Origin of the sequence: Streptomyces sindenensis, assembly GCF_014649035.1 — a bacterium.
In the GTDB taxonomy this organism is placed as follows: Bacteria; Actinomycetota; Actinomycetes; order Streptomycetales; family Streptomycetaceae; genus Streptomyces; species Streptomyces sindenensis.
On sequence record NZ_BMSG01000006.1, the window covers coordinates 136618 to 161110 of the forward strand.

Sequence of the window (24493 nt, forward strand, 5' to 3'; positions counted from 1 at the left end):
ATGCGAGATACATGGAATATGCATCATGCATAGCATGTGCATTATGCACATCTATCGTGAGACCTGGTCAACGGAGGAAGAGCACGTGGACAAGCCCATCGGCCGGATCGAACGCGAGACGATGCTGCTCGGCCGCTACATGCACATGGTCACCCCGCGCGTGGACTGGCAGCTCGACCGCTCCGCCTACATCCTGCTCAGCCGGATCCAGGTCGAGGGGCCCATGTCCATCGGCCAGCTCGGCGACGCTTTCCGGCTGGACGCCTCCACGCTCAACCGGCAGACCGCCGCGATGCTGCGGGCCGGGGTCGTCGAGCGCATCCCGGACCCCGACGGCGGGATCGCCCGGAAGTTCGCCATCACCGAGGAGGGCGAACGCCGCCTCGACAGCGACCGGAGCCGGAACGTGGCGGGCCTCGCCAAGGTTCTCGCCGACTGGACCCCGGAGGAGGCCGAGCAGCTCGCCGCCTCCCTCAGCCGGCTGAACCTCTCCATCGAACGCCTCGACGGGCGGCCCTGGCCCCGCGACTGACGGCGGACCCCGGCGTCAGCGGCGTACGGGAACGGCCTCCGTCGCGGACGGCAACGGCGTCAGCCGCGTACGGGAACGGCCCCCGTCGCGGACGGCAGCGGCGCACGGCAGTGGTCTCAGTGGCGGCCCGCGATACGGTCCGCCGCCTTCGCGATGGGGTCCGTGCCGGGGCGCGGCGAGGTCGTCTCGCGGCGGTCGGCGGCGCGGTAGGCCGCGTACATGCCGTGGACGCCGAGCCAGCGGAAGGGTTCGGGCTCCCAGCGGCGGACCTTGTGGTTCACCCACGGCAGCGTGGTGAGGTCGGTGGGGCCGGCCTGTCCGGAGTCCTGCTGGATCAGGTCGCGCAGGGTGCGGGCGGCGAGGTTGGCGGTGGCGACGCCCGAGCCGACGTAACCGCCCGCGTAGCCCAGGCCGGTCGACCGGTCGAGCGTGACGGTGGCGCACCAGTCGCGCGGGACGCCGAGGACGCCCGACCAGGCGTGGGCCACGGGGACGCCCGCCGTGACGGGGAAGAGCCGGACCATCAGGTCGCGCAGGGCGGTGACGGTGGAGGCCCGGGTGCGGCCGTCGTGGTCGGTGGCCGAGCCGAAGCGGTACGGGTAGCCGCGGCCGCCGAGGGCGATGCGGTCGTCGGCGGTGCGCTGGGCGTAGAAGTAGGCGTGGGCCATGTCGCCGAGGGTCTCGCGGCCCTCCCAGCCGATCGCGTCCCAGATCCGGGCGGGCAGCGGCTCGGTGACGATCATGGAGGAGTTCATCGGGAGCCAGGTGCGTTTCTGGCCCTTGAGGCTCGCGGTGAAACCTTCGGTGCAGCGCAGGACGTAGGGGGCGCGGACCGTGCCGTACGGGGTGACGGCGTGCTTGGGCTTGATCTCGGTGACGGGGGTCGACTCGTGGATGGTGACGCCGAGCGCCTCCACCGCGTCGGCGAGGCCCTTGACCAGCTTGACCGGGTGCAGCCGGGCGCCGTGCGGGGTCCAGGTCGAGCCGACGGCCCCCGTGACCCGGACGCGCTCGGCCGTCTCGCGGGCGCCGCGCAGGATCCGGTCCGTCTCCCCGAAGGCGACCTCGACGCTGTGGAAGTCCTTCAGGCGGGCGAGCTGGGCCGGGGTGTGGGCCACCTCCAGGACACCGCCCTGGTGGATGTCCGCGTCGATCTTCTCCTCGGCGGCGGTCCTGACGACCTCGCCGACGGTGTCGTTCATCGCCTTCTGGAGCCGTACGGCGGCGTCGTGGCCGTGCAGTCTGGCGTACCGGGCGCGGCCCGCGATGCCGTTGTACAGCCAGCCGCCGTTACGGCCCGAGGCCCCGTACCCGCAGAACTTGGCTTCCAGGACGGTGATGTTGAGGAAGGGGACGGCCTTCTTCAGGTAGTACGCCGTCCAGAGGCTGGTGTAGCCGCCGCCGACGATGCAGACGTCGACGCTCGTGTCGCCGGGGAGCGGTTCGCGCGGGGCAGGGGTGCCCTCCTGTGCGTACCAGAACGATATGCCGCCGACGACGGTACTGACGGTGCTCATGATGCCCCTGGTGTCCCTGTCCGGTGAGATGCCGAGCGTACGTGTGGCGGGACGTTACTGCGCGCGGGGCCGTTTCGTCTTCCGCGCCCTTTCCGGTGCCCGGAAAACGCTCCGCCCCGAGGCCCGCGCCTCTCTAGGATCGGTCGGGTGATCGGCGTCCCCGAGGAACTCGCAGCGACCCAGTCCCGCTTCAACGGAGCGGCCGGGCGGGCCTTCGTCGCCGCCCTGCCGGACCTCGCCGAGCGGTGCCTGGAGCGGTGGGGGCTGAGGCCGGACGGCCCCTCCCTGTACGGGATGTGCGCCCTGGTCCTGCCGGTGGTGCGGGAGGCGGACGGGCGGCCCGCCGCGTTGAAGCTCCAGGCGGTGGACGAGGAGACGGCGGGCGAACCGGTCGCCCTGCGGGCCTGGTCGGCGGCGGGCGCCGGCGCGGTGGAGCTGCTCGACCACGACCCGGAGAGCGGTGCGCTGCTGCTGGAACGGCTCGACGAGCGGCGGCCGTTGTCCGGCGAGGCCGATGTGCGGGGCGCGGTGACGGCGCTCGGCGCGGTGCTGGCCCGGCTGGTGGCGGTCCCCGCGCCCGAAGGGCTGCGCACGCTGGGCGAGTTGGTGGAGCGGATGCTCGCGGCGGTGCCGGAGCGGCTGGGCCTGCCGGCCGACGCCGCGGACCGGCGGCTGCTGGCGGACTGCGCGGCGGCGGTGCGGGAGGTCGCGGGGGAGCCGGGGGACCGGCTGCTGCACTGGGACCTGCACTACGACAACATCCTGGCCGGGCGCGCGGACGCGGGGCGGGCGGGGGAGTGGATCGCCCTCGACCCGAAGCCGCTGGCGGGGGATCCGGGATTCGAGCTGTTCCCGGCGCTGGACAACCTCTTCGACGCGGACGAGGTGGTGTGGCGGTTCGACGCGTTGACGGAGGCGCTGGGGCTGGAGCGCGAGCGGGCACGGGCCTGGACGCTGGGCCGGGTGCTCCAGAACGGGCTGTGGGGGGCAGAGGAGGGGAAAGTCCGGCTGGCCCCCGACCACGCGGAGATCGCACGGCGGCTGCTGGGGCGCGCCTGACCGGTTCGCCGGACCCTGCCCGGCCCTCACGGCTCCAGGACCACCTTGCCCATCGTGGCCCGGGTCTCCAGCGCGCGGTGTGCGGCGGCGGCCTCGGCGAGCGGGAAGCGCTGGACGGCGGGGCGCAGCCGGCCGGACGCCGCCTCGGCGAGGGCGCGGGTCTCCAAGGTGCGCAGGCCGCCGCCCCGCTCGATCATCCTCGGGCCGAGGACGGGCGTCGATGTGATGGAGCGTTCGGCCAGTTCCGAGGCGGTGAGGGCGAGCGGCTCCCCGCCGGACCAGCCGTAGACGACGTGCTGCCCGCCGGGGCCGAGGAGACCGACCGCGGCGCGGGCGGTGGCCCCGCCGACGGAGTCGTACACGACGGTGGCCCGCAGGCCCGCCGCGTCGAGGTACTCCCGGGCACGGCGCGGCCAGTCGGGGCGGGTGTAGTCGAGGGCGAGGCCGGCCCCGTTCTCCGTCGCCCGGGCCACCTTCGCCGGGCCCCCGGCCAGGGCGATCACGGTGGCGCCCGCGTTCCTGGCGTACTGGACGATCAGCGTGCCGATGCCGCCCGCCGCCGCGGTGACGACGACCACGGAGTCCGGGCCGAGCGGGGTGAACCCGAGGACGCCGAGGGTGGTGCGGCCGGTGCCGATCATGGCGACGGCCGCGGCGGCGTCGAGCCCCTCGGGTATCTCGTGCAGCCGGCCGGCGTCGGTGACGGCGAGTTCGGCGTACCCGCCGGGAGCCGGGCCGAGGTGGGCGACGACGTGCTTGCCGAGCCAGCCGGGGCCGGTGCCCTCGCCCACCGCCTCGACGGTCCCGGCGACCTCGCGGCCGGGGACGGTCGGCAGGTCGGCGGGGGCCGGGAAGGGGCCCGGCTCCCCTTCCCGCAGGACCGTGTCCAGGAGGTGCACCCCGGCCGCGGCCACGGCGATACGGACCTGGCCGGGACCGGGGACGGGGTCCTCGGTCCGCTCGTACACGAGGTTCTCGGCGGGGCCGAAGGCGTGGAGGCGTACGGCGTGCATGAAGGGCTCCCCTGGTCGCGGTCCTGGCGGGCTCGCCACCGCTGCGGCGGGCCGGGGGGTTCCGGTCCTGATCCGCCGGAACACCCCCTCGCCCCCACCCTCGTACCTCAGGTCCGGTTGAGGTCAACCCCGGATCCGGAGCACCGTCGGGCGGCCTTCACCGCGAGCGTCGCGGCTTCGAGGCCGCTGGTGAAGGAGACCTCGCCGAGGAGCCCGGGGGCGGCGACCTGGTCGCCCGCCAGGAAAATGCCGTCGCCCCGGACCACGGAGGGCCGGTCCCGCCAGGTGGTGCCGGGGCGGTCGACGGCTCCGGTGCGGCCGTCGGCGAGGGCCTCTACGCGCCAGGTGGTGCGCTCCCGCCAGCCGGGGAAGCCGAGGTCGAGGAGGGCCTCGGCGCGGGCGACGCCCTCCGCCCGCCGTGCGTCGGGGCCGATCGCGAACTGGCCCTGGAGCAGTTGTTCGCCGGCCGGGGCGAGCGAGGGGTCCTGGGCGGTGAACCGCTCCAGCCAGCCGGGCGCGTCCAGGTCCGACACGATGAACGCGTCGCCGCGCCGGGTGCGTACCGCCAGGTCCACCAGGACGGTGCGGCCGCTCTCCCAGGTGAGGGAGGCGTCGTCGAGCAGGGCACGGGCGGAGCCGAGGGAGGTGGCGACGACCACCGGTCCGGTCCGGGCCAGGTCGCCGAGCGTACGGGTGTCGACACGGGCGCCCGTCTCGACGGCGACCCCGAGGCCCCGGGCGTGCGCGGCCATCCGCTCGACGAGCCGGCCCCAGCCGCCGACCGGGTAGCGGGCCTCGGGCGGAAGGGAGGTCAGCCGGCCCAGGCGCTCCTGGACGAACCGTGCCGAGAGGGCGCCGGGGTCGTGGTGGAAGAGCCCGACGGCGGCGAAGTTCGCGGCGGCCCGGGCGCCCGCCCCGCCCACCTGGCCCGTGGCCCACTCCCGGAAGGTGCTGTCCACCGGGGCGGTGAGGGGGTCCTGGCGGGAGAGCCGGAGCAGGGCGGCGGGCGGCAGCTTGCGGAGGGCTCCACCCCGCCGGAAGCGGAAGCGGAGCCCTTCGAGGGGCGGTACGGAGACGACGGGACCGAGCAGATCGCGCCGGGCCAGCCAGGTGCCGAACGGCCCGCGGTGGTACACGGCGTGGGGCCCCTCGTTGGTGCGGTACGGGCCGTCGGCCGTCCTGGCCCGGCCGCCGAGGTTCCGGTGTCCTTCGTACAGGGTGACGCGCGCACCGGACTCGGCGGCGGTGATCGCCGCGGTGAGCCCGGCGAGGCCCCCGCCGACGACGTGAATCCGGCCCGTGTGCCCCGTGTGCCCCGGCTGCCCCGTGTGCCCCGTGCGCCCTGTGTGGTCCGTGCGTTCCGTGTGTCCCATGGCTGGATCTCCTTCGCCTCTTTGATGATGTGACGGACCGGGGGCGGCGGCCCGTGACATCGGCGGCGGGGCGCTGTCAGTGGTCTGCGTCACGATGGGGGGATGGCAGTGAGCGGCAGGAAGAAGAGCACGACGGGTGTGACGGCGGCGCGGCGGCCGGAGGTGCGGCTGCCCCCGCTCGTTCTGTGGGACGGGGACGGCCTGGAGCCCGACGGCGACTACGACGGGGTGCGGTTCGACGGGGTGGACCTGACGGACGCCTCGGGCCGGGGAGCCCGGTTCATGGACTGCGCGCTGGACGGCTGCGCCCTGGACCGCGCGGAGCTGGCGCGGTCCCGCTTCATCGACGCGGTGCTGACGGGCGTACGGGGCGTGGGCACGGACCTCGCGGAGGCGTCGCTGCGGGACGTGGAGGTGGTGGACGCCCGCCTGGGCGGGGTGCAGCTGCACGGGGCGGTGCTGGAGCGGGTGGTGGTGCGGGGCGGCAAGATCGACTACCTGAATCTGCGCAGGGCCCGGTTGAAGGACGTCGTCTTCGAGGGCTGCGTGCTGGCCGAGCCGGACTTCGGGGACGCGCACCTGATCCGGGTCGAGTTCCGGGACTGTGTGCTGAAGCGGGCGGACTTCAGCAGCGCCCGGATGGAGTCGGTGGACCTGCGCGCGGTGGCCGAGCTGGACATCGCCCGGGGCGTGGACCGGCTGGCGGGCGCGGTGATCAGCCCGGCGCAGCTGATGGAGCTGGCTCCGGCGTTCGCGGCGCAGATCGGGGTGCGGGTGGAGGTGTGAGGGTGGCCCTCCTCCACGGCCTCACATCCGGGGGAAGCGGGCCTGGAGGTCCCAGATCACCGGGTTGTCGGCGAGGCCGTCGTGCAGGTCGGCCAGGTCGGCGATCAGGTCGTGCAGGAAGTCGCGGGCCTCGCGGCGCAGGAGGGAGTGGCCGAAGGTGAGCGGGGGCTCGTCGCCGGGCATCCAGTCCGCCTCGATGTCCACCCAGCCGAAGCGCCGCTCGAAGATCATGACGTCCGAGGACTCGGTGAAGTCCAGCTCCGCGTACTGCCGCCGGTGCGAGCGGTTGCCGCGCGGGTCCTGGTCGATCCGCTCGACGATGTCGCACAGCGCCCATGCGAAGTCGAGCACCGGCACCCATCCCCAGGCTGTGGACAGCTCGCGGTCCGCCTTCGTGTCCGCGAGGTAGACGTCGCCGGAGAACAGATCGTGCCGCAGCGCCCGGACGTCCGCACGGCGGTAGTCGGTCTGCGGGGGATCGGGGAAGCGACGGGAGAGGGAGTAGCCGATGTCGAGCACACGCCGATGGTGTCATGCCGGGTGCCCCGGACGATCCGGGTGGCCGGGGTGGCCGGGGTGGTCCAGGTGGCCGGGGTGACCCGGTGGTCCGAGCGGCCGGGGTGACCGGGGTGGCCGGGGTGGTCCAGGTGGCCGGGGTGACCCGGTGGTCCGAGCGGCCGGGGTGACCGGGGCGACCCCGGTGGCCCTCTCTCGCGCCTAAGGGCACGTCGGCCCCGGTGGCCTGGTGGCTCGGTGGTCCCGTCGTCCGTCGGCGGGGTCAGGAGCGCCACCACGGCTCGCGAACGTACAGGCTCTCCTCGCCCGTGCACCCCTGGCCGTTGGAGATCTCGTGGGCGTCCAGGTTCCAGCCCACCACGCCGTTGCCCTTGCGGCTCAGCTCGATCAGGCGGTCGCGTTCGGTCCGGGCGCCGTCGGTGACCTCGCAGCGGACGATCGAGGTCCAGGCCCGTCCGTCCAGCGCCGAGACGAACGCCAGGACCGGGAGCGCGACGGCGGTCAGCCCCAGCGCCACCCACTGCTCGAAGGCCGCGGCCCGGCGCAGCCACGGGGGCGGCCGGTGGTCGTCGTGGTGCGGGCCGACCGCCGGGCCGGGGTGCGGCCCGCCCGCGGCGACGGGGTGCGCGCCGTTTTTCGCACGGTGTCCGTGGGGCCGCCGTCGGCCGGTGAGGTACTCCACGACGACGCCCTTGCGCAGCACGTAGGCGGCGAGCCCGGTGCCCAGACCCCACCAGGGCCCGAAGAAGGCCGCGTCGACCACGCCCATCGCCACCGGGTTCACGAGGGTCAGCGCCGTCCGCTGGAGCGCGCGCAGGAGGCCGCCGCCCCGCGGGATCGCGCCGCGCGCCGCGAACATCGCGAACACCACCCGGGAGACGACGACGGCGAGGACGGAGGCGAGCAGGGGATCGGTGAGCACCATGCCGATCAGGACGTCCGGCCAGTTCGCGGGCTCCATGCCGACGAACACGTCACGGGCCGAGCCGCCGCCCCCGACGGTGTACGCGACCTTCACCACCGGGACCGCGAGGAGCAGGGCGAGCAGGATCGTGTGGCCGGGCCCGCCCTTGAGATCGGCGGACCGGGGCGGAGCGTCCTCGGCCATGGGTGTTCCCCGCTTCCCTTCGGGTCCGCCTCCAGCCTCCGCCGGGTTCCCCGGCCCTGCCAGCAGCACTGCTCCACCCGGGGCGCGGCCCGGGCCGTCCGGGCCCCCGTCAGGGCAGGAGCCGCTGCTCCTTCGCCACCGACACCGCCCCCGCCCGGGTGTCGACGCCGAGCTTGTCGTAGATCCGCCCCAGGTGGGTCTTGACCGTGGCTTCGCTGATGAACAGGGCGCGGGCGATGTCCCGGTTGCCGAGGCCCTGGGAGAGCTGGGCCAGGATGTCGCGTTCGCGGTCGGTGAGGCTGGGGCGGGGGCTGCGCATCCGGGCCATCACCCGGCTGGCGACGGGGGCCGAGAGCGTGGTGCGGCCCTGGGCGGCGGACCGGATCGCGGCGAACAGTTCCTCCGGGCGCTCCGCCTTGAGCAGATAGCCGGTGGCACCCGCCTCGATGGCCCGGGTGATGTCGGCGTCGGTGTCGTACGTGGTCAGCACCAGGACGTGGACCGTGCCGTCGGCCGCGATGCGGCGGGTCGCCTCGACGCCGTCGATGCCCTCGCCGAGCTGGAGGTCCATGAGCACGACGTCCGGCTTCAGGCGGGCGGCGAGCACCACGGCCTCCTCGCCGCTGCCCGCCTCGCCGACGACCTCGATGTCCGGTTCGCTGCCGAGGAGCGCGAGCAGCCCGGCCCGGACCACCACGTGGTCGTCGCAGAGCAGGATGCGGACGCGGGCGGGGGGCGGCGACGCCTCGGTCATGTGGGGTCCTCCGTGGTGGTGAGCGGAACCTCGGCGGAGAGCACGGTGCCCTCGCCCGGCGCCGACTCGATGGTGAGCGTTCCGCCGAGCTGCCGCACCCGGGCCCGCATCGCCGGCAGCCCGTGGCCGCGTACGGTGCGGGCGCCGCGCACACCCTCGGGGTCGGCGGTGAAGCCCCGGCCGTTGTCGCCGACGTCCAGGACCACCCGGTCGTCCAGATGCGTCAGGGTCAGCCCGGCGGCGCTCGCCCCGGAGTGCTCCCGCACATTGGCCAGGGCCCCCTGGGCGATGCGCAGCAGGGCGGACTGCACCCGGTCCGGCAGCGGGGCGTGCGGGGTGCCCTCCACATGGCAGTGGACGGTGAGCGCGCCCTCCGCCTGGGCGCTCTCGCGGGCCGCCAGCGCGTGCAGGGCCGCCTCCAGTCCGCCGCCCTCCGCCAGGTCGGCGGGGGCCAGGTCGTGGACGAAGCGGCGGGCCTCGGCGAGGTTGCGTTCGGCGATGCCCGTGGCCGTACGGACATGGCGGCGGGCGGCGTCCGGGTCGGCGCTCCAGGTGCGGTCGGCGGCCTGGAGCAGCATCTGCTGGCTGGACAGGCCCTGCGCGAGGGTGTCGTGGATCTCCATGGAGAGCCGCTGGCGCTCGGCGAGGGTCCCCTCGCGGCGTTCGGTGGCGGCCAGTTCGCGCCGGGTCCGCAGCAGGTCGTCGATCAGCTCGCGCTGGCGGGCCGACAGCTCCCGTTGCCGTACCGCCTGGCGCTGCATATGGACGAAGACGGCGGTCGCCACGGCGGCGACGGCGGGCGGGGCGAGGACCAGGTTCGGGTCGAAGCCGTCGGCCAGCCGCAGTTGCGCGGCCACGACGAACACGGTGAGCAGGGCGACCAGGGCGAGGGCGGCGCGCGGTGACAGGATCCCGAGCCCGGTGTAGAACAGTGGCACCGCGCACCACGCGAAGCTCGGCGCCAGGACGACCAGCACCATCCAGACGACGACGAGCACCGCGAGCCGGGCGAGCCGGCGCGGCGTGGGGCGCGAGCCGAGGACGGGGCCGAGGAGGTACAGCACCGCCAGGGTGACCGACAGGGCGATGATCCACGGGGTGCGGGCCTCGCCGGGGTGCCGCATCAGGAACCGGGTCAGCGACGCGCCGAGCAGCAGGAAGAACGCGGCGTGCATGAGGAGGGCGAGCCAGCGGGCGTCGGGGCCGGACCCGGCGTCCCCGGGCCGCTCGACCCCGGGCCGCTCGACCCCGGGCTGCTCGTCCCCGGGCTGCTCGTCCCCGGGCTGCTCGTCCCCGGGCTGCTCGTCCCCGGGCTGCTCGTCCCCGGGCCGCTCGTCCCCGGGCCGCTCGGCCCCGGTGCCGCCGCCGGCCGGCCCCCCGGGGACGCCTCCGGCATCCGGGCCGATGCCGGGGCCGTGGTCCGGCGAACCGCTGCGGTGCTCCACCACGTCCCTCTCACTCCGTCGCTGACCTGCGTAAACCTCTCCATGGTGGACCGATCCGGCCCCCCTCGCATCAACCGATCGGCTGACGGGGGCGTCGACCGTCCCGCCCGCCGCTTCCAGCCGGTACGTCGACCGTACGGGGCCGGATCCGCCGGGAGGATCAATACCAGAGCGAAACGCCCGGACCACTCCGGACCGCCTCGCACCCCACGCCACCGGGCCGACCCGGATCACCAAGGAGCCACCATGAAGAAGCTGTCGCCGCGCACCCGTGTCGTCACCGGCGCCGTCGTCGTCGCCGCCCTCGGGGCCGGCACGTTCGGCGCGATGTCCGCGAGCGCCTCCTCCCCGGCGGCCGCCCCCGCCGCCGTCCAGGCCGACACGAGCAACCGCAACCTCCAGCAGACGACGCACCTGACCGTGGACGCCGCCACCAAGGCCGCGCAGGCCACGCTGGACGCGGCGAAGAAGGAGAACCAGCGGATCTCCGTCGCGGTCGTCGACCGCAACGGCAACACCATCGTCTCGCTGCGCGGTGACGGCGCGGGACCGCAGTCCCCCGAGTCCGCGGTGAAGAAGGCGTACACCGCCGTCTCCTGGAACGCCCCCACCTCCGAGCTGGTCAAGCGCCTGGAGCAGGCCCCGAACCTGAAGGACATCCCCGGCACCCTCTTCCTCGGCGGCGGCGCGCCGGTCCAGGCCAAGGGCGCCCCGGTGGCGGGCATCGGCGTGGCCGGCGCGCCCAGCGGAGACCTCGACGAGAAGTTCGCCCGGGCGGGCGTCGCCTCGCTCGCCCGGTAGTCCCGCCCGTACGGCAGCGGAAGCCCCCCGCGGAAGGAAGACCCATGAACGCCCTCGATCACGATCCGCTCACCACCGCACGCACCGGGGGCACCGGCCGGGTGCGCACCGCGATCGAGGGCGGCGCACGGGTCGACGTCCGCGACGAGGAGTCGCGTACGCCGCCGCTCCCCGCCGCCCTCGGCGACCACGTCGGGGCGGCCCGCCCCCGCGCCGCCCGCTGTCTCGGTCTCGCCCTCGTCGCCGCCGCCCTGCTCGCCGGGTGCGCCACCGGCACCACGGAAGCGGACCCGGGCGCCCCGGACGCCTCGTCCGCCGCGTCCGGCACCGTGGCGACCCCCGGCCCCTCCCGTGCCCCCGAGGGCCGCACCCCCGACGGCACCCTCCTCGTCGCCGACTTCGGCAGCGACACCGTGACGTTCGTCGACCCCGGCCGGGACGGTTCCGGGAAGGGCGGCGCGCCCATCGCCTCGGTGAAGGCCGGGACCGCGCCCTACGGACTCGTCGTCGGCGAGGACGGGCGGGCCTGGGTCGCCACCGCCGAGGGCGTCGCGGTCGTCGACACCCGGCAGCGCACCCGGATCGCGCTGATCCCGTACGCGACGGAGTCCGGCCCCGTCACGACCGGCGAGTACCGGGGCGGCGGCATGGGCATCGCCCTGGCCCCGGACGGCAGCCGCGTCTACGTCGGGGTCAACGTGCCCGGCGAGGACGGCACGGTCGAGGTCATCGACACCGCGACCCGCGAGGTCACCGGTACCGCGCCGGTCGGCATGCGCCCCTTCGACGTGGACGTCTCACCGGACGGCCGCGAGGTGTACGCCACCGCCCACGACTCCTTCGACGTGACGGCGGTCGACGCGGACATGCTGAAGACCCGGCGCATGGAGGTCGCCCCGTACGGCACGGAGGGCGGGCTCGGCTCCTGGCTGAAGCCGCACTACGCCGTCGTACGCCCCGCCGACGGCAAGCTGCTGCTGCCGTTCGAGGGGGAGCGGCTGGCCGTGCTCGACCCGCGCACCGGGAAGGTGACGATCGAGCGGATGACCGCCGACACCCACCAGCACGGCGCGACGCTGACCCCCGACGGCACCCTCCTCGTCGTCGGCACCGGCCCGATCGGCTCGGACGACGAGGGCCCCTCGCTCACCGTCCGCGCCCCCGACGGCTCGGAGCGGGTCGTTGTGCTGGAGGGTCCGCACGAGGACGTGGCGGTCTCGGCCGACGGCCGCACGGTGTACGTCACCGGCGGGTTCACCCGCGACGGCTACTGGAACGGGATCACCGTCGTCGACCTGGACGACGAGGAGAGCGAGCCCGTCCGCCTGACGGCAGGCAACCGGCCCCTCGGTATCGCCGTCCTCTGAACCGGAGCCGCCCGCTCGTCCCCCGAGGCGGGCGGCTCCTTCCGGCACCGGAATCGCCCTAAAATCGACCGGTGAACCCCCGCACCCCGGCCGCCTCCCCTCTTCTCCTCGCCCTGGTTCTCGCGCTTCTCGGTTCGGGCTGCACCGGCGGTGTCGAGGGGACCCCGGGCGCGGTCGGTCTGCGCGATCCGTACTTCCCCGGGCTCGGCAACGGCGGCTACGACGTCACCCACTACGGCCTGGAGCTCGACGTCGACCCCGCCGCGGGCCGGCTGCGCGGCACGGCCACGATCACCGCCCGCGCCACCCAGCACCTGAGCGCCTTCCACCTCGACCTCGCCGGGCTCGACGTGGAGAGCGCCACCGTCGAGGGGGAGCCCGCCGCCGTGAACCGGGCGGGCAAGGAGCTGACGATCCGCCCCGACGCGTCGGTCGACGACCGGATGCGCGAGGGGCGCACGTTCACCACGGTCGTGCGCTACTCCGGCTCCCCGCAGGCCGTCACCGACGCCGACGGCGACGAGGAGGGCTGGCTGCGGACGGCGGACGGGTCGGTCGCCCTCGGCGAACCGACCGGCTCCATGGCCTGGTTCCCCGGCAACCACCACCCGAGCGACAAGGCCGCGTACGACATCGAGGTCACCGTCCCCGATCCGCTGACGGCGGTCTCCAACGGGCAGCCGGTCGCCCGGCGTACGGAGGACGGCCGCACCGCCTACCACTGGCGGACCACCGAACCGATGGCGAGCTATCTGGCGACCGTGGCCGTCGGCCGGTTCACCACCGAGCAGGCGCGCACCCCCGACGGCATCCGCCTGTTCACCGCCGTGGACCCCGAGTCGGCGGCGGCGAGCGAGGACGTACTGGCCCGGATCCCCGAGGTGCTGGCGTGGTCGCGGGCCAGATTCGGGCCGTACCCCTTCACCTCCGCCGGGGCGATCGTGGAGCGCACGGGCGATGCGGCGTACGCCCTGGAGACCCAGAACCGGCCCGTCTTCCCCGGCCCGCCCGGCACCGGGCTCCTCGTCCACGAGCTGGCCCACCAGTGGTTCGGGAACTCCGTCACCCCCAGGACCTGGCGGGACATGTGGCTGAACGAGGGCTTCGCCACGTACGCGGAGTGGCTCTGGGCCGCCGACCACGACGACGTACCGGTCGAGGAGAGCTTCGACGAGGCGTACGAGGACGATGCCAACTGGGCGTTTCCGCCCGCCCGGCCGCCCGCCGCCCCCGACCTCTTCGACCCGCCGGTCTACGGGCGCGGAGCCATGGTCGTGCACCGCGTCCGGCTCGCCATGGACGACGACCGGGCGTTCTTCGCGCTGGTGCGGGGCTGGACGGCGAAGTACCGGCACGGCAACGCCTCCACCGACGACTTCACCGCGTACGTGGAGGAGGAGACCGGCCGGGACCTCGGCGGGCTGTGGGACGCCTGGCTGTACGGCGGAAGCCGGCCCGCCCGGAAGGGCTGACCGGCTTCCGTGGTCCGTACGGCTGGGGTTACTTGACGTTGACCCCGGTCCAGGTGGCCGAGACCGCCTTCAGCTCCTCGCTGTCCGCGCCGAACAGGTCGGTCGCCGCCTTCTCGGTCGCGACGCGCGCGCCCGCGTAGTCGGTGGTGGAGGTCATGTAGACCGAGAGCGCCTTGTACCAGATCTGGTACGCCTTCTCCCGTCCGATGCCCGTCAGCGTCGAGCCGTCGGAGGTCGGGGAGTCGTACTCGACGCCGTTGATCGTCTTCTTTCCGCTGCCCTCGGCGAGCAGGTAGAAGAAGTGGTTGGCGACGCCGGAGGAGTGGTGGACGTCCAGGTCGCCGAGGTTCTCGTCCCAGAAGTCCGCGGAGTTGCCGTCCTTGGAGGGCTGGTCCATGTAGCGCAGCGGGGTGCCGTCGCCGTTGATGTCGATCTTCTCGCCGATGAGGTAGTCCCCGGCGTCCGAGGCGTTGTCGGCGAAGAACTCCACCGAGGCGCCGAGGATGTCGCTGGTCGCCTCGTTGAGGCCGCCGGACTCGCCCGCGTAGTCCAGGTCGGCGGTGGCGGAGGTGAGGCCGTGGGTCATCTCGTGGGCCGCGACGTCGATCGAGGTGAGGGCGTTCTTGTTGCCCGCGCCGTCGCCGTACGTCATGCAGAAGCAGCTGTCGTCCCAGAAGGCGTTGACGTAGTTCTCGCCGTAGTGGACCCGCGAGTAGGCGGCCTTGCCGTCGCCCGCGATGCCGTCCCGCCCGAGCGCCGACTTGTAGAAGTCCCAGGTCTTCGCGGCGCCGTAGTGGGCGTCGACGGCGGCGGTCTGCCGGTCCTCGCCGGTGCCGTCGCCCCAGGTGTCGTCGTCGTCCGTGACGAGGTCGCCGGTGCCGGAGGAGCCCTGGTTGAGGTCGTACGTCTTGTGGCCGCCGCGCTCGCCGTCGGTCAGCTCGAAGCCCGCGTCGGACTTCGTGGTGGTGATCTCGACCTCGCCGCTGTACTGGCTGTTGCCGGTGCCGGTCTCGATCGCCTCGTAGCTGTGCAGCTGCTTTCCGGTCGTGGCGTCCGTGATGGTGTGGACGCGGCTGGGCGTGCCGTCCTTCTGGACGCCCTTCTTGACGGTCTCCCAGGCGAGGACGGGCTCACCGCCGTGGCTCGCGAAGATCACCTTGCGGGCGCTCGCCGCCGCCTTCAGCTTCGGCGTCGTCGACGCCACGGCTATCTTCGCGTCGGTCGCCCTGTCGACGCTTCGGAGCTTGCCGGCGGCCGTGGTGTGGGTGACGAGGTCGCCGCCGATGACGGGCAGGCCGTCGTAGGTGCGCTCGTAGCGGGTGTGGACGGCGCCCCGGGCGTCCTTGATGACATCGCGGGCGATCAGCTTCTCCTGGCCGCCGAGCTTCAGGGCCTTGGCCGCCGAGGCGGCCTGTGCCTGGGCCGACTTGATGGCCGTGGCGCGCTGCGCGGCGGGGTTCACGCCGAGGGCGGTGGCCGTGGCGGGCTTCGCCGCGGTGGTGCGGCCGTCGTCGTCGGGCCCGGCGACGGCGGATCCGGCCTGGACACCGGCGACGACCATCGCGGCCACGGCCGCGAGTGCTGCGAGTCGGCGCGTGGGGCGCGGGGCGCGGGAGTTGTGGGGGGTTATGTGGAGGTTCATGTGTGTTCTCCGTCGGTCGTCCTGTGGGGGGACTACGAGCGGAGAGCGTGCCATCGAATGAGCGAAGTTGACGGTGTGCCGACAATTGCCTCACAAGTTTTTGACCAGTTCTTGTACGAATGGGGTGTCGTGCTGTCCGGTATTCGGTGAAGTGGCGGGTTTCAGCGGTGCGGTGGAGGCGGCTTGACGGAGGCTCACCCAGGCCGGGCCGGGTGGGCGGTGGCTCATCCACGCGGGGCCGGACAAACGGTGGCGCACGCACGCCGGAGCCCCCGGCCGCGATCGCGGCCGGGGGCTCCGGTGAGACTGGTGTGCGCTCGGGAGCGACGCGTCAGAGGTTGACGCCGAAGTCCTGGGCGATGCCGCGCAGGCCGGAGGCGTACCCCTGGCCGACCGCGCGGAACTTCCACTCGGCGCCGTTGCGGTAGAGCTCGCCGAAGACCATGGCGGTCTCGGTGGCGGCGTCCTCGCTCAGGTCGTAGCGGGCGATCTCGGCGCCGCCGGCCTGGTTGAGGATGCGGATGAAGGCGTTGCGGACCTGGCCGAAGTTCTGGCTGCGAGTCTCGGCGTCGTAGATGGAGACCGGGAAGACGATCTTGTCCACGTCGGCCGGCAGGCCCGCCAGATTGACGTTGATCTGCTCGTCGTCGCCCTCGCCCTCACCCGTGACGTTGTCACCGGTGTGCACGATGGTCTGGTCCGGCGTCGACTTGTTGTTGAAGAAGACGAAGTGGCCGTCCGAGACGACCTTTCCGCCCGCGTTGACCGCGATCGCCGAGGCGTCGAGGTCGAAGTCGGTGCCGGTGGTGGTGCGGACGTCCCAGCCGAGGCCGACCGTGACGGCGGTAAGGCCCGGTGCCTCCTTGGTGAGCGAGACGTTGCCGCCCTTGGACAGGCTTACTGCCATGGGAAGTCCCTTTCCTCGTCGTGTGCGGGCTTCGTGCCATCACGAAAGCTACCGTCACCCGTCATAACGCGTGCGGCGGACCACGAGGTTCCTGCTCGCTTTACTTTCTTTACGAACTTCCTCCGGACGCGGGGGCCGGGGCAGCGCAAAAGAAGGTGACGGGCGGGGTGCGGGGGAGGGACCATGGGTGTCATGTCCGGGCCCTATGTCATCCGCGGCTCGGTCTCCCTCCCGGAGGCCGAGCTCATGTGGCGTTTCTCGCGGTCCTCCGGGCCCGGCGGTCAGCACGTCAACACCAGCGACTCCCAGGTGGAGCTGCGCTTCGACCTGGCCGCGACCGACGCGCTCCCCGAGGTGTGGAAGGCGCGGGCGCTGGAGCGGCTCGCGGGCCGGCTGGTGGGCGGGGTGGTCTCCGTACGGGCCTCCGAGCACCGCTCCCAGTGGCGCAACCGCGAGACGGCCGCCGTGCGGCTCGCCGCCCTCCTCGCCGGAGCCACGGCGCCGCCGCCCAAGCCCCGGATCAAGCGGAAGATCCCGCGCGGGATCAACGAGCGCAGGCTGCGCGAGAAGAAGCAGCGCGGCGACACCAAGCGCGGTCGCTCCGGCCGCGACTGGTAGCCCGCGGCCACGCCCCGCCCCGGGCGGCGCGTCGGCCACGTTCCGGAACGCGGTCCCGGCCCGGCCCGGCCCCGGAACGGGATGTCAGCCCAGCTGCCGGTAGCGCCCCTTGAAGTACGTCAGAGGATCGCCCTCCGGGCTCGGCAGCTCCGCCGTGAGCACCCGCCCGATCACCAGGGTGTGGTCCCCGGCCACCACGCGCTGCTCGGTCCGGCACTCCAGCGTCGCCAGCGCCCCGCCGATCAGCGGCGCCCGCGTCACCTCGCCCCGTACGTACGCGATGTCCTCGAACAGCAGCCGGTCGCTGATCCGGCCCTTCATGGCGAACCGGCCCGCGATGTGCCGCTGGCTCGCGGCCAGGACGGAGACCGCCCACAGCGGCTGCTCCTCCAGCAGGTCGTCCATCCGGGAGCCGTTGCGCAGGCTCACCATCACCAGGGGCGGCTCCAGGGACACGGACATGAAGGCGGTCGCCGTCATGCCCACGTCCTCGCCCCGGCCGTCCTCGTCGAGGGGCGGCTCCTGGGCGGTGACCAGCACCACCCCGGCGGCCAGCCGCGCGAGGGCGGCGCGGAACTCGTCGTTGCTCACTCCCTCAGCATGGGGGACGGTCTCGGGGCGCGGGGTGGGGGGCTTCGTGTTGAGCACGCTCCGACGCTAACCGCGGGGGCCGGACGGCCGCATCGGGCCAGGGGACCAGGCGGGTCCTAGGACCCCGGAAGGGAAGCGGCGGGGGCGGGGCGTGCGCGGGCGCACACAAGGGGAACCCGTCCCTCCCGGTGACCGCGGAACGATCGTCGTGGCCCTGAGTCACCGACACCCCCGGGCATCTGTTGTGACTTGAGTCACAGAGTCCATTTTCTGCTGACCCTGTGTACCGGGTGCACAGCTCACTGTGATTCAGTGGCGGTGACACTGCAACAAGTACGTCGATATGAAACCTGGAGTTGCTGTCGAGGTCCCGGGGGTGCGAGCGATGGAGGCCGAGTCGGAGCCGTACGTCCGCCTGGCGACCATGCGGCAGCTGCATCAGGCCGTCGCCGATCTCAACACGGCGAGGAGTCTGGCCGACACGCTCCAGAGCGTGGCCGACGGGATCGTCGCGAGCCTCGGCTACGAGCTGGCCTGCGTCAACCTGGTCCGGCCCGAAGGCGACCTCGTCATCGCCGCCTTCGCGGGCAACGCCGCCGCCGAGGCCCTGATCACCGGCCGCGTCGGCTCCCGCGACTCCTGGAACCGCCGGCTCTCCATGGGCGAGGCCTGGGGCGGTCTCCGTTTCATCCCGCACACCGAGGGCTGGGTCCTGCTCGACGACGACGTACCGCAGTGGCACACCGAGGGGCCCGAACCCCGGTTCGACGACGAGTGGCACCCGCTCGACCGGCTCTACGCCCCGATGTACGCGTCGGCGGGCGGGGGCGACCTCCTCGGGGTCATATCCGTCGACCGGCCGCGCAACGGACGCCGCCCCGGCGCATGGGGGCGCGAAGCGCTCCAGATGTACGCCTCCCAGGCCGCCATCGCCATCAGCAACGCCCGGCTGCGGGCCAACATGCAGCGCGCCCTGGTCCGCCTGGAGCGGGAGCAGCAGGCGCTGCGGGCCAGCGAGGAGTCCTTCCGGCAGGCCTTCGAGTACGCGCCCAGCGGCATGGCCATCGCCGAGATGGGCGGCGACCAGCAGGGCCGGCTGCTGCGGACCAACGACGCCCTGTGCCGGCTGCTCGGCCGCCCGGCCTCCATGATGCGCCGCTACTCCTTCGCCGACCTGGTCCACCCCGAGGACATCGGCACCCTGCTGCGCACCTCCGCCGAGGGCGGCCGGGCCGAGCTGCGCCTCAGCCGCCGGGACGGCACGTATCTCTGGGTCTCGCTGCGCAACTCGGTCGTCGCGGACACCGCCGACGGGCCGCGCTTCCTGCTCACCCATGTCGAGGACATAGAGGAGCGCAAGCGCCACGAGCTGAACCTCGCCCACCGCGCCTCGCACGACGCGCTGACCGGGCTGCCCAACAGCGCCGAGCTGAAGTCGCGGCTCAGCGCCCGGATCTGCGAGCGGCCGAACTCCTCCCCGGCCGCGACGGCGATCGAGGCGCTGGACGCGGCGTACGGGGACGTCGAGTCGTCCCTGACCCACGGCTACCAGGCCGACGGCTACGAGGGTGAGGCGATCCCCGGCGGCGGGCCCTTCGACCACCATGTGCACACGGTGGCCCCGGATCCGGAGCACGACGACGGGACGAAGGGGCTCGCGGTCCTCTTCTGCGACCTCGACGGTTTCAAGTCCATCAACGACCGCTTCGGGCACCACACCGGTGACGCCGTGCTCATCGAGGTCGCCCGGCGGCTGAGCACGTGTGTGCGGGACGGCGACACGGTCGCCCGGCTCGGGGGTGACGAATTCGTCGTTCTCGCCGACGGCCTCGGGGCGGCGGACGCCGCTGACCTGGCCGTTCGCCTGAGAAATGCCATCATTCCGCCCATAAGGGTCGATGGTCGCGCGGTCCGGGTCGGGGCGAGCTTCGGCATCGGCTGGGCCGAGTGCGGCATGACCGTCGAAGAGGTCCTGCGCTCCGCCGACCAGCGGATGTACGTGGAAAAACGGTCCCGGTCGAAGGTTCACCGCAGAGCCGGATGACGTTCACGGCCCGTTTCTCGTCCTGCCCCGCACCCGTTCCTCCGAGGCCGCCCCGGCGGGCGAGCGCAATTCGGGGGCTGCTCCGTTCGAGGTAGGCTCGGCCGGTCGGCGACGGCTGGCGAGATGGTGAGGAGTGACCCAGGGATGACGGCCGGAAACAACGGCGCGAGCAAGCCCGAGGACGACGATCCGTTCGGCTACCTGTACGCGGACGGACAGGCGGCAGGTGCCCAGGCGCCCGGCCAGGGCGGCTACGGCTACCCGGGTCCGGCCGCGCAGCCGGGCGTGCCCAGAACGTCCTACAACCAGGTGCGTGCCGTCGGTGAGCGCCAGTACGGCCAGCAGCAGGTGCCGCAGCAGCAGGGCGGGTACGGCTACCCGCCCCAGCAGGCCTACGGCCAGCCCGCGCAGCAGTACAACCGGCCGAACCCGCAGTACGCGGCCCCCGAGACCTACCCCGGCGGCGCGTCCCACGGACAGCCCCCGGCCCAGGGCGGCCACGGCGGCGGCACGGGCCGCGGCGGCCCGAACACCAAGGCGCTCCTGATCGCGGCGGTCGCCGTGGTCGCGGTCGTCCTCATCGGCATCGGCGCCGCCCTGCTCACGGGCGACGACGGCGACAAGGACGACAAGAGCGACGAGGCGTCCTCCTCCCAGGGCCCCGCCGACGAGGTCGAGGAGTCGAAGAAGCCGGAGAAGGAGAAGCCGAAGGAGACCTCGAAGCCGGTCGAGCTGCCGAAGCAGGACGCGGCGACGCTGACGCTGGGCGGCACGGCGGCCCTGGACTCCACGGTCAAGGGCGCCAAGAGCGCGAACGGCAACTACATCAACCTCAACGAGGTCGGCCGCTCGGCCACCTGGACGGTCGAGGTGCCCGAGGCCGGCGCGTACACCCTGTACGTGACCTACGGCGTGCCCGGCAAGGACGCGAAGACGACCCTGACGGTCAACGCGCAGGAGCCCCGCTCCATCAACATGGAGAACTTCGCGAAGGCTCCCGAGGGCGACCTGGAGAAGGGCTGGACGAACACCTACGCGTACGTCCAGCTCGACAAGGGCACCAACACCCTCAAGCTGTCCTGTGAGGAAGGCGACCAGTGCGACGCCAACCTCGACCAGCTGGAGCTCAAGGCGGGCCACATCGAGTAGTACGGCCGGCCGCCGACCGCTTGCTCCCGCCCCGATCACCGTCCCGGTGGCCGGGGCGTCGGCGTGTCCGGTGGGTCAGGGCGCCGGAACGTGCGGCTCCACCGTGACGCGCGGCAGCAGCTCGGCGTAGGCCGCCGCGTCGAACTCGCCGGCCGTCGGGGCCAGCACCGTCGCCGTCGACAGGGCCACCGCCCGGGCGAGGCGTTCCGGCCAGGGCAGCCCCTCGGCCAGGGCGGACAGCAGCCCGGCGACCGCCGAGTCGCCCGCACCGGTCGGGTTGCCGCGCACGGCGGCGGGCGGCGCCGCCCGCCAGACGCCGTCCGGGGTGAGCGCCAGCACCCCCTCCGGGCCGAGCGAGGCGACCACGGCGTGGGCCCCGCGGCGGCGGGCGTCCCCCGCCGCGCGCAGCGGTTCGCGGGAGCCGGTCAGCCGGGCCAGCTCCTCCGCGTTCGGCTTGACCAGGTCGGGGCGGGCGGCGATGCCCCGGCGCAGCGGCTCGCCGCTGGTGTCCAGGAGCACGGGTACGGCGGCGGCGCGGGCGATCCGGACCAGTTCGGCGTACGCCCCGACATGGATGCCGGGCGGCAGCGAGCCGCAGAGCGCGACCGCGTCCGCCCCGGCGACCAGCTCCTCGTACGTCCGCAGGAAGGCGGCCCATTCGGCGGGGCTCACCTGCGGCCCGGGTTCGTTGAGCTGCGTGGTGTCGCCGGTCGAGCGGTCGGTGATCGCGAGGGTGCGGCGGGTGTTCCCGGCGACCTCGACGAGGGCGTCGCGCGGCGGGAGCGGCGCGAGGAGGCCGCGCAGGACGTCTCCGTTCGCACCGCCGACGAAGCCGGTGACCACGGCGTCGTGGCCGAGCGCGCCCAGCACCCGGGCGACGTTGAGGCCCTTGCCGCCGGGGCGCTCGATGACCTCGCCGACCCGGTGGCTGCCGTGCGGGACGAGCGCGTCGACGGTGTACGTCACGTCGAGCGCGGTGTTCAGGGTGACGGTCAGGATCACCTGGTCCGGTCCCTCCCTCGGTCAATGCTCCCGGCGGTTCGCGCCGGGTGACGGCACGCCTTTTCCGATGATCATGTCAAAGGCGGGGCGGTCGGCCCAGCCCCGAGGGGCGACCGCCATCGCTTCGTTACGCGCCGGCCCGCTCGGCGGACGGGGGCGGAGCGGTGACAGTCGCCAGCCCCGAGCGTTCATCGGCGACGAGGCGGCGGACTGGTTCCTCGGCGGCGGGGCTTCGGACGCGCAGGTGGAGAGCCACGTCGGGCAGGGCGGTGTGGACTGCCTGCCGGACGGCCGGATCGCCGGCCTCTCCCTTCCCCGACGGCTGGGTCCCCGCGGGGCTGCCGGAGGACGAGGGCCCGGCCAGGCCCGTGCACACCCGGAGCGCTGTGGCTCCCTCCTGACCGGACACCTCTGTCGCTTCTGTCGCTCCGCGCCTCAGGCCGTCTTCGGCTCGATGATCCACTCGCCCTTGCGCATGACGCCCTTGAGGTCGAAGTCCTCGTCGAGGACCACCAGGTCGGCGTCCTTGCCCGCATCCAGCGAGCCGACCCGGTCGTCGACGCCGAGCAGCCGGGCCGGGTTGGCGGAGATGGACCGGACGACGTCCTCGACCGGGATCCGGTCGAGGGTGACCGCCCGGCGGAACGCGGTGTCCAGGGTGAGCGTGGAGCCGGCGATCGAGCCGCCCTCCACCAGCCGGGCGACGCCGTCCTTGACCTCGACCGCGAGCGGCCCGAGGTCGTAGGAGCCGTCGCCGAAGCCGGCCGCGTCCATCGCGTCGGTGATCAGCGCGACCCGGTCGGCGCCCTTGTGGCGGTAGGCCAGCTCCAGGACGGCCGGGTGCAGATGCGTGCCGTCGTTGATCAGCTCGACGGTGATCCGGTCGTCCTCCAGGAGGGCGGCGATCGGGCCGGGCTCGCGGTGGGCGAGCGGCGGCATCGCGTTGAACAGATGCGTGGCGACGGTCGCGCCCGCGTCGATGGCCTCGACGGTCTGCTCGTACGTCGCGTCCGTGTGGCCGATGGCGGCGATGACCCCGTGCTCGGCGAGCAGCCGTACGGAGTCGATGCCGCCGGGCAGTTCGGTGGCGAGGGTGAACATCCGGGCGGTGCCGCGCGCGGCGTCCACCAGCTTGCGGACCTCGGCCGGGTCCGGGTCGCGGAGCAGCTCCTCGCTGTGCGCGCCCTTGCGGCACGGCGAGATGAAGGGGCCCTCGAAGTGGATCCCGGCCAGATCGCCCTGCTCGACCAGTTCGGACAGGATGCCCGCGCGCCGGGCGAGGAAGTCCATCTCGCCGGTGACGGTGGAGGCGACCATCGTGGTGGTGCCGTGCTCGCGGTGCGTACGGATGCCGGTGAGGACCTCGTCCACGGTGCCGGAGGTGAAGGAGGCCCCGCCGCCGCCGTGGTTGTGCATGTCCACGAAGCCGGGGACCACCCAGTGGCCGGAGAGGTCGACGGTCCGGGCGCCCTCGGGTGCGGAGGCGGCGATGCGGGTTCCCTCTACGGTCACCCGGCCGTCCTCGACGATGCCGGTGGGGAGCACCACCCGGGCGCCGGCGAGAACGGTGCTGTCTGCTGCGCGTCCGGCCATCAGGCGGAAACCTCCGTGGAGAGTAGATCCCAGGCGAGCAGCCCCGCGCCCAGGCATCCGGCGGTGTCCCCGAGGGCCGCCGGGACGATGTGGGGCAGCTTCTGGAACGTGACCCGTTCCTCGACGGCCGCACGCAGTGGTGTGAACAAGGTTTCCCCGGCTTCGGCGAGACCGCCACCGATGATGAGTGTGCCCGGGTCGAGGAGGGTGAGCGCGGTGACGAGGCCCGCGGCGAGCGCGTCGACCGCGTTCCGCCAGACCTCGATCGCCGCCGGGTCGCCCGACTCGACGGCCTTCGCGCAGTCCGCGGCGTCTGCCCCGGGGTCCCCGGACGCGGCGGCCCAGGCCCGGGTCACCGCGGCGGCGGAGGCCAGCGTCTCCAGACAGCCGCGCTGGCCGCAGCTGCAGCCGGGTCCGTCCGGGCGGACGACGATGTGGCCGATCTCCCCCGCGTTCCCGTGGGCGCCCGCCTCGATGGCGCCCGCGATGCCGATGGCCCCGGCGATCCCGGTGCCGAGCGGGACGAACAGGAAGCGGTCCGTGCCGCGCCCGGCGCCGATGCGCCCCTCGGCGAGCCCGCCGGTGCGGACGTCGTGGCCGAGGGCGACCGGGATGGCACCCAGCCGCTCGGAGAGCAGGGTGCGCAGCGGTACGTCGCGCCAGCCCAGGTTCGCGGCGTACACCGCGATGCCCTTGGCGGAGTCGACGATGCCGGGCACGGCGACCCCGGCGGCGACGGCGCTCTCGCCGAGGTGCTCCTCGCCGTGGGCCCGCAGATCCGCCGCGAAGGCGAGGATCGACTCGATGACCGCTTCGGCGCCGCGCTCCCGGTCGGTGGCCCGCCGCGCCTCGTGAAGGAGGGTGCCGTCGGTCCCGACCAGTGCGGCCTTCATTCCGGTGCCGCCCACATCGAGGGCGATGACATGTCTCACGGGAGACAGTTTCGCCCGCCGACCCCCAAAAGGTCTAGTCCACTAGCGCGGTTTGTTGCGCACCCATACAAAATGATGAACAGGTGAAGAACGGACCTTTTTATTCCGGTAGGTCCCGTATGGGGAGTCCGGATCGGCGGGGGTCCGGTCCAAAGGTCTGGACCAAGATACGGTCCGAGGGCTCCGACTTCCAGTACGCGCAAGGCAGTTGTGGCCCGCAGGGCCCACATGCGTTGCCGAAGCGATACGCCGGTGGTGTAGACCTTCGCGTC

Annotated in this window: 22 protein-coding genes; 9 read left to right on the forward strand and 13 right to left on the reverse strand. The window is 73.5% G+C overall.

Features of this window, described 5'->3' with window-relative positions; all coding sequences use genetic code 11:
• Positions 1-85 precede the first annotated feature (85 nt).
• On the forward strand, positions 86-532 hold the full coding sequence (locus IE145_RS10180) for a MarR family winged helix-turn-helix transcriptional regulator (RefSeq protein ID WP_010056729.1): 447 nt from the start codon (positions 86-88) through the stop codon (positions 530-532).
• A 116-nt stretch (positions 533-648) separates the two neighbouring features.
• Here the strand turns inward: IE145_RS10180 and IE145_RS10185 are convergent, their stop codons facing one another.
• Positions 649-2049, reverse strand: coding sequence for an NAD(P)/FAD-dependent oxidoreductase (locus IE145_RS10185; RefSeq protein ID WP_189520592.1), 1401 nt, complete (start codon positions 2047-2049; stop codon positions 649-651).
• Between the two features lie 138 nt (positions 2050-2187).
• Here IE145_RS10185 and IE145_RS10190 point away from each other — a divergent pair, with 138 nt between their 5' ends.
• The gene (locus IE145_RS10190; RefSeq protein WP_373296583.1) at positions 2188-3108 is read left to right on the forward strand and encodes an aminoglycoside phosphotransferase family protein; all 921 of its coding nucleotides are present in this window, start codon (positions 2188-2190) and stop codon (positions 3106-3108) included.
• A 26-nt stretch (positions 3109-3134) separates the two neighbouring features.
• Here the strand turns inward: IE145_RS10190 and IE145_RS10195 are convergent, their stop codons facing one another.
• Both IE145_RS10195 and IE145_RS10200 read right to left on the reverse strand, forming a co-directional pair.
• On the reverse strand, positions 3135-4121 hold the full coding sequence (locus IE145_RS10195; RefSeq protein WP_189520594.1) for a zinc-binding dehydrogenase: 987 nt from the start codon (positions 4119-4121) through the stop codon (positions 3135-3137).
• Between the two features lie 107 nt (positions 4122-4228).
• Complete coding sequence (locus IE145_RS10200; protein WP_229825471.1) at positions 4229-5494, reverse strand: NAD(P)-binding protein; 1266 nt, start codon at positions 5492-5494, stop codon at positions 4229-4231.
• A gap of 102 nt (positions 5495-5596) precedes the next feature.
• Here IE145_RS10200 and IE145_RS10205 point away from each other — a divergent pair, with 102 nt between their 5' ends.
• Positions 5597-6280, forward strand: a complete 684-nt coding sequence (locus tag IE145_RS10205; protein WP_189520595.1) for a pentapeptide repeat-containing protein — start codon at positions 5597-5599, stop codon at positions 6278-6280.
• Between the two features lie 21 nt (positions 6281-6301).
• Here IE145_RS10205 and IE145_RS10210 read toward each other — a convergent pair whose 3' ends face one another.
• The 4 genes from IE145_RS10210 to IE145_RS10225 form a co-directional block, all read right to left on the reverse strand.
• Positions 6302-6799: a hypothetical protein gene (locus tag IE145_RS10210; RefSeq protein ID WP_189520596.1), complete on the reverse strand. Its 498-nt coding sequence runs from the start codon at positions 6797-6799 to the stop codon at positions 6302-6304.
• Positions 6800-7058: 259 nt separating this feature from the next.
• Positions 7059-7904, reverse strand: coding sequence for a hypothetical protein (locus tag IE145_RS10215; RefSeq protein ID WP_189520597.1), 846 nt, complete (start codon positions 7902-7904; stop codon positions 7059-7061).
• A gap of 109 nt (positions 7905-8013) precedes the next feature.
• Entirely contained in the window at positions 8014-8658 is a 645-nt protein-coding gene (locus IE145_RS10220) for a response regulator (protein ID WP_189520598.1), read from the reverse strand.
• On the reverse strand, positions 8655-10106 hold the full coding sequence (locus IE145_RS10225; RefSeq protein WP_229825472.1) for a sensor histidine kinase: 1452 nt from the start codon (positions 10104-10106) through the stop codon (positions 8655-8657). The genes IE145_RS10220 and IE145_RS10225 overlap by 4 nt, the downstream gene beginning before the upstream one ends.
• A gap of 243 nt (positions 10107-10349) precedes the next feature.
• Here IE145_RS10225 and IE145_RS10230 point away from each other — a divergent pair, with 243 nt between their 5' ends.
• From IE145_RS10230 to IE145_RS10240, 3 genes are all read left to right on the forward strand, one after another.
• Positions 10350-10904 (forward strand): GlcG/HbpS family heme-binding protein, encoded by a 555-nt coding sequence (locus tag IE145_RS10230; RefSeq protein ID WP_189520599.1) that lies wholly within the window; start codon positions 10350-10352, stop codon positions 10902-10904.
• Between the two features lie 44 nt (positions 10905-10948).
• On the forward strand, positions 10949-12271 hold the full coding sequence (locus IE145_RS10235; RefSeq protein ID WP_229825473.1) for a YncE family protein: 1323 nt from the start codon (positions 10949-10951) through the stop codon (positions 12269-12271).
• Positions 12272-12342: 71 nt separating this feature from the next.
• Positions 12343-13743 carry a M1 family metallopeptidase gene (locus tag IE145_RS10240; RefSeq protein WP_189520600.1) on the forward strand — a complete coding sequence of 467 codons (1401 nt, stop codon included), beginning with the start codon at positions 12343-12345 and terminating at the stop codon, positions 13741-13743.
• Between the two features lie 28 nt (positions 13744-13771).
• Here the strand turns inward: IE145_RS10240 and IE145_RS10245 are convergent, their stop codons facing one another.
• Both IE145_RS10245 and IE145_RS10250 read right to left on the reverse strand, forming a co-directional pair.
• Positions 13772-15385 carry a M4 family metallopeptidase gene (locus IE145_RS10245; RefSeq protein WP_189520601.1) on the reverse strand — a complete coding sequence of 538 codons (1614 nt, stop codon included), beginning with the start codon at positions 15383-15385 and terminating at the stop codon, positions 13772-13774.
• Between the two features lie 331 nt (positions 15386-15716).
• On the reverse strand, positions 15717-16292 hold the full coding sequence (locus IE145_RS10250) for a TerD family protein (protein ID WP_006125579.1): 576 nt from the start codon (positions 16290-16292) through the stop codon (positions 15717-15719).
• 183 nt (positions 16293-16475) lie between these two features.
• Here IE145_RS10250 and arfB point away from each other — a divergent pair, with 183 nt between their 5' ends.
• On the forward strand, positions 16476-16910 hold the full coding sequence (gene arfB, locus IE145_RS10255) for an alternative ribosome rescue aminoacyl-tRNA hydrolase ArfB (RefSeq protein WP_189520602.1): 435 nt from the start codon (positions 16476-16478) through the stop codon (positions 16908-16910).
• Between the two features lie 84 nt (positions 16911-16994).
• Here the strand turns inward: arfB and IE145_RS10260 are convergent, their stop codons facing one another.
• Entirely contained in the window at positions 16995-17501 is a 507-nt protein-coding gene (locus tag IE145_RS10260; RefSeq protein ID WP_189520603.1) for a flavin reductase family protein, read from the reverse strand.
• Between the two features lie 385 nt (positions 17502-17886).
• Here IE145_RS10260 and cdgB point away from each other — a divergent pair, with 385 nt between their 5' ends.
• Together cdgB and IE145_RS10270 are read left to right on the forward strand one after the other, a co-directional pair.
• Positions 17887-19545 (forward strand): diguanylate cyclase CdgB, encoded by a 1659-nt coding sequence (cdgB, locus tag IE145_RS10265; protein ID WP_189520604.1) that lies wholly within the window; start codon positions 17887-17889, stop codon positions 19543-19545.
• A 144-nt stretch (positions 19546-19689) separates the two neighbouring features.
• Positions 19690-20694: a carbohydrate-binding protein gene (locus IE145_RS10270; RefSeq protein ID WP_189520605.1), complete on the forward strand. Its 1005-nt coding sequence runs from the start codon at positions 19690-19692 to the stop codon at positions 20692-20694.
• A gap of 75 nt (positions 20695-20769) precedes the next feature.
• Here the strand turns inward: IE145_RS10270 and IE145_RS10275 are convergent, their stop codons facing one another.
• The 3 genes from IE145_RS10275 to IE145_RS10285 all read right to left on the reverse strand — a co-directional run bounded on the left by IE145_RS10275 (position 20770) and on the right by IE145_RS10285 (position 24182).
• Positions 20770-21696, reverse strand: coding sequence for a 1-phosphofructokinase family hexose kinase (locus IE145_RS10275; protein WP_189520606.1), 927 nt, complete (start codon positions 21694-21696; stop codon positions 20770-20772).
• A 435-nt stretch (positions 21697-22131) separates the two neighbouring features.
• Positions 22132-23289 carry an N-acetylglucosamine-6-phosphate deacetylase gene (gene nagA, locus IE145_RS10280; protein ID WP_189520607.1) on the reverse strand — a complete coding sequence of 386 codons (1158 nt, stop codon included), beginning with the start codon at positions 23287-23289 and terminating at the stop codon, positions 22132-22134.
• Complete coding sequence (locus IE145_RS10285) at positions 23289-24182, reverse strand: ROK family protein (RefSeq protein ID WP_229825494.1); 894 nt, start codon at positions 24180-24182, stop codon at positions 23289-23291. Before IE145_RS10285 ends, nagA begins: the two co-directional genes overlap by 1 nt.
• Positions 24183-24493 lie beyond the last annotated feature (311 nt).

Coding starts and splice junctions, on each gene's coding strand:
- IE145_RS10185 (WP_189520592.1), bottom strand. CDS start 2,049: ATGAGCACCGTCAGTACCGTCGTCGGCGGCATATCGTTCTGGTACGCA.
- IE145_RS10195 (WP_189520594.1), bottom strand. CDS start 4,121: ATGCACGCCGTACGCCTCCACGCCTTCGGCCCCGCCGAGAACCTCGTG.
- IE145_RS10200 (WP_229825471.1), bottom strand. CDS start 5,494: ATGGGACACACGGAACGCACGGACCACACAGGGCGCACGGGGCACACG.
- IE145_RS10205 (WP_189520595.1), top strand. CDS start 5,597: ATGGCAGTGAGCGGCAGGAAGAAGAGCACGACGGGTGTGACGGCGGCG.
- IE145_RS10215 (WP_189520597.1), bottom strand. CDS start 7,904: ATGGCCGAGGACGCTCCGCCCCGGTCCGCCGATCTCAAGGGCGGGCCC.
- IE145_RS10220 (WP_189520598.1), bottom strand. CDS start 8,658: ATGACCGAGGCGTCGCCGCCCCCCGCCCGCGTCCGCATCCTGCTCTGC.
- IE145_RS10230 (WP_189520599.1), top strand. CDS start 10,350: ATGAAGAAGCTGTCGCCGCGCACCCGTGTCGTCACCGGCGCCGTCGTC.
- IE145_RS10235 (WP_229825473.1), top strand. CDS start 10,949: ATGAACGCCCTCGATCACGATCCGCTCACCACCGCACGCACCGGGGGC.
- IE145_RS10245 (WP_189520601.1), bottom strand. CDS start 15,385: ATGAACCTCCACATAACCCCCCACAACTCCCGCGCCCCGCGCCCCACG.
- IE145_RS10250 (WP_006125579.1), bottom strand. CDS start 16,292: ATGGCAGTAAGCCTGTCCAAGGGCGGCAACGTCTCGCTCACCAAGGAG.
- arfB (WP_189520602.1), top strand. CDS start 16,476: ATGGGTGTCATGTCCGGGCCCTATGTCATCCGCGGCTCGGTCTCCCTC.
- cdgB (WP_189520604.1), top strand. CDS start 17,887: ATGGAGGCCGAGTCGGAGCCGTACGTCCGCCTGGCGACCATGCGGCAG.
- IE145_RS10270 (WP_189520605.1), top strand. CDS start 19,690: ATGACGGCCGGAAACAACGGCGCGAGCAAGCCCGAGGACGACGATCCG.
- nagA (WP_189520607.1), bottom strand. CDS start 23,289: ATGGCCGGACGCGCAGCAGACAGCACCGTTCTCGCCGGCGCCCGGGTG.
- IE145_RS10285 (WP_229825494.1), bottom strand. CDS start 24,182: ATGAAGGCCGCACTGGTCGGGACCGACGGCACCCTCCTTCACGAGGCG.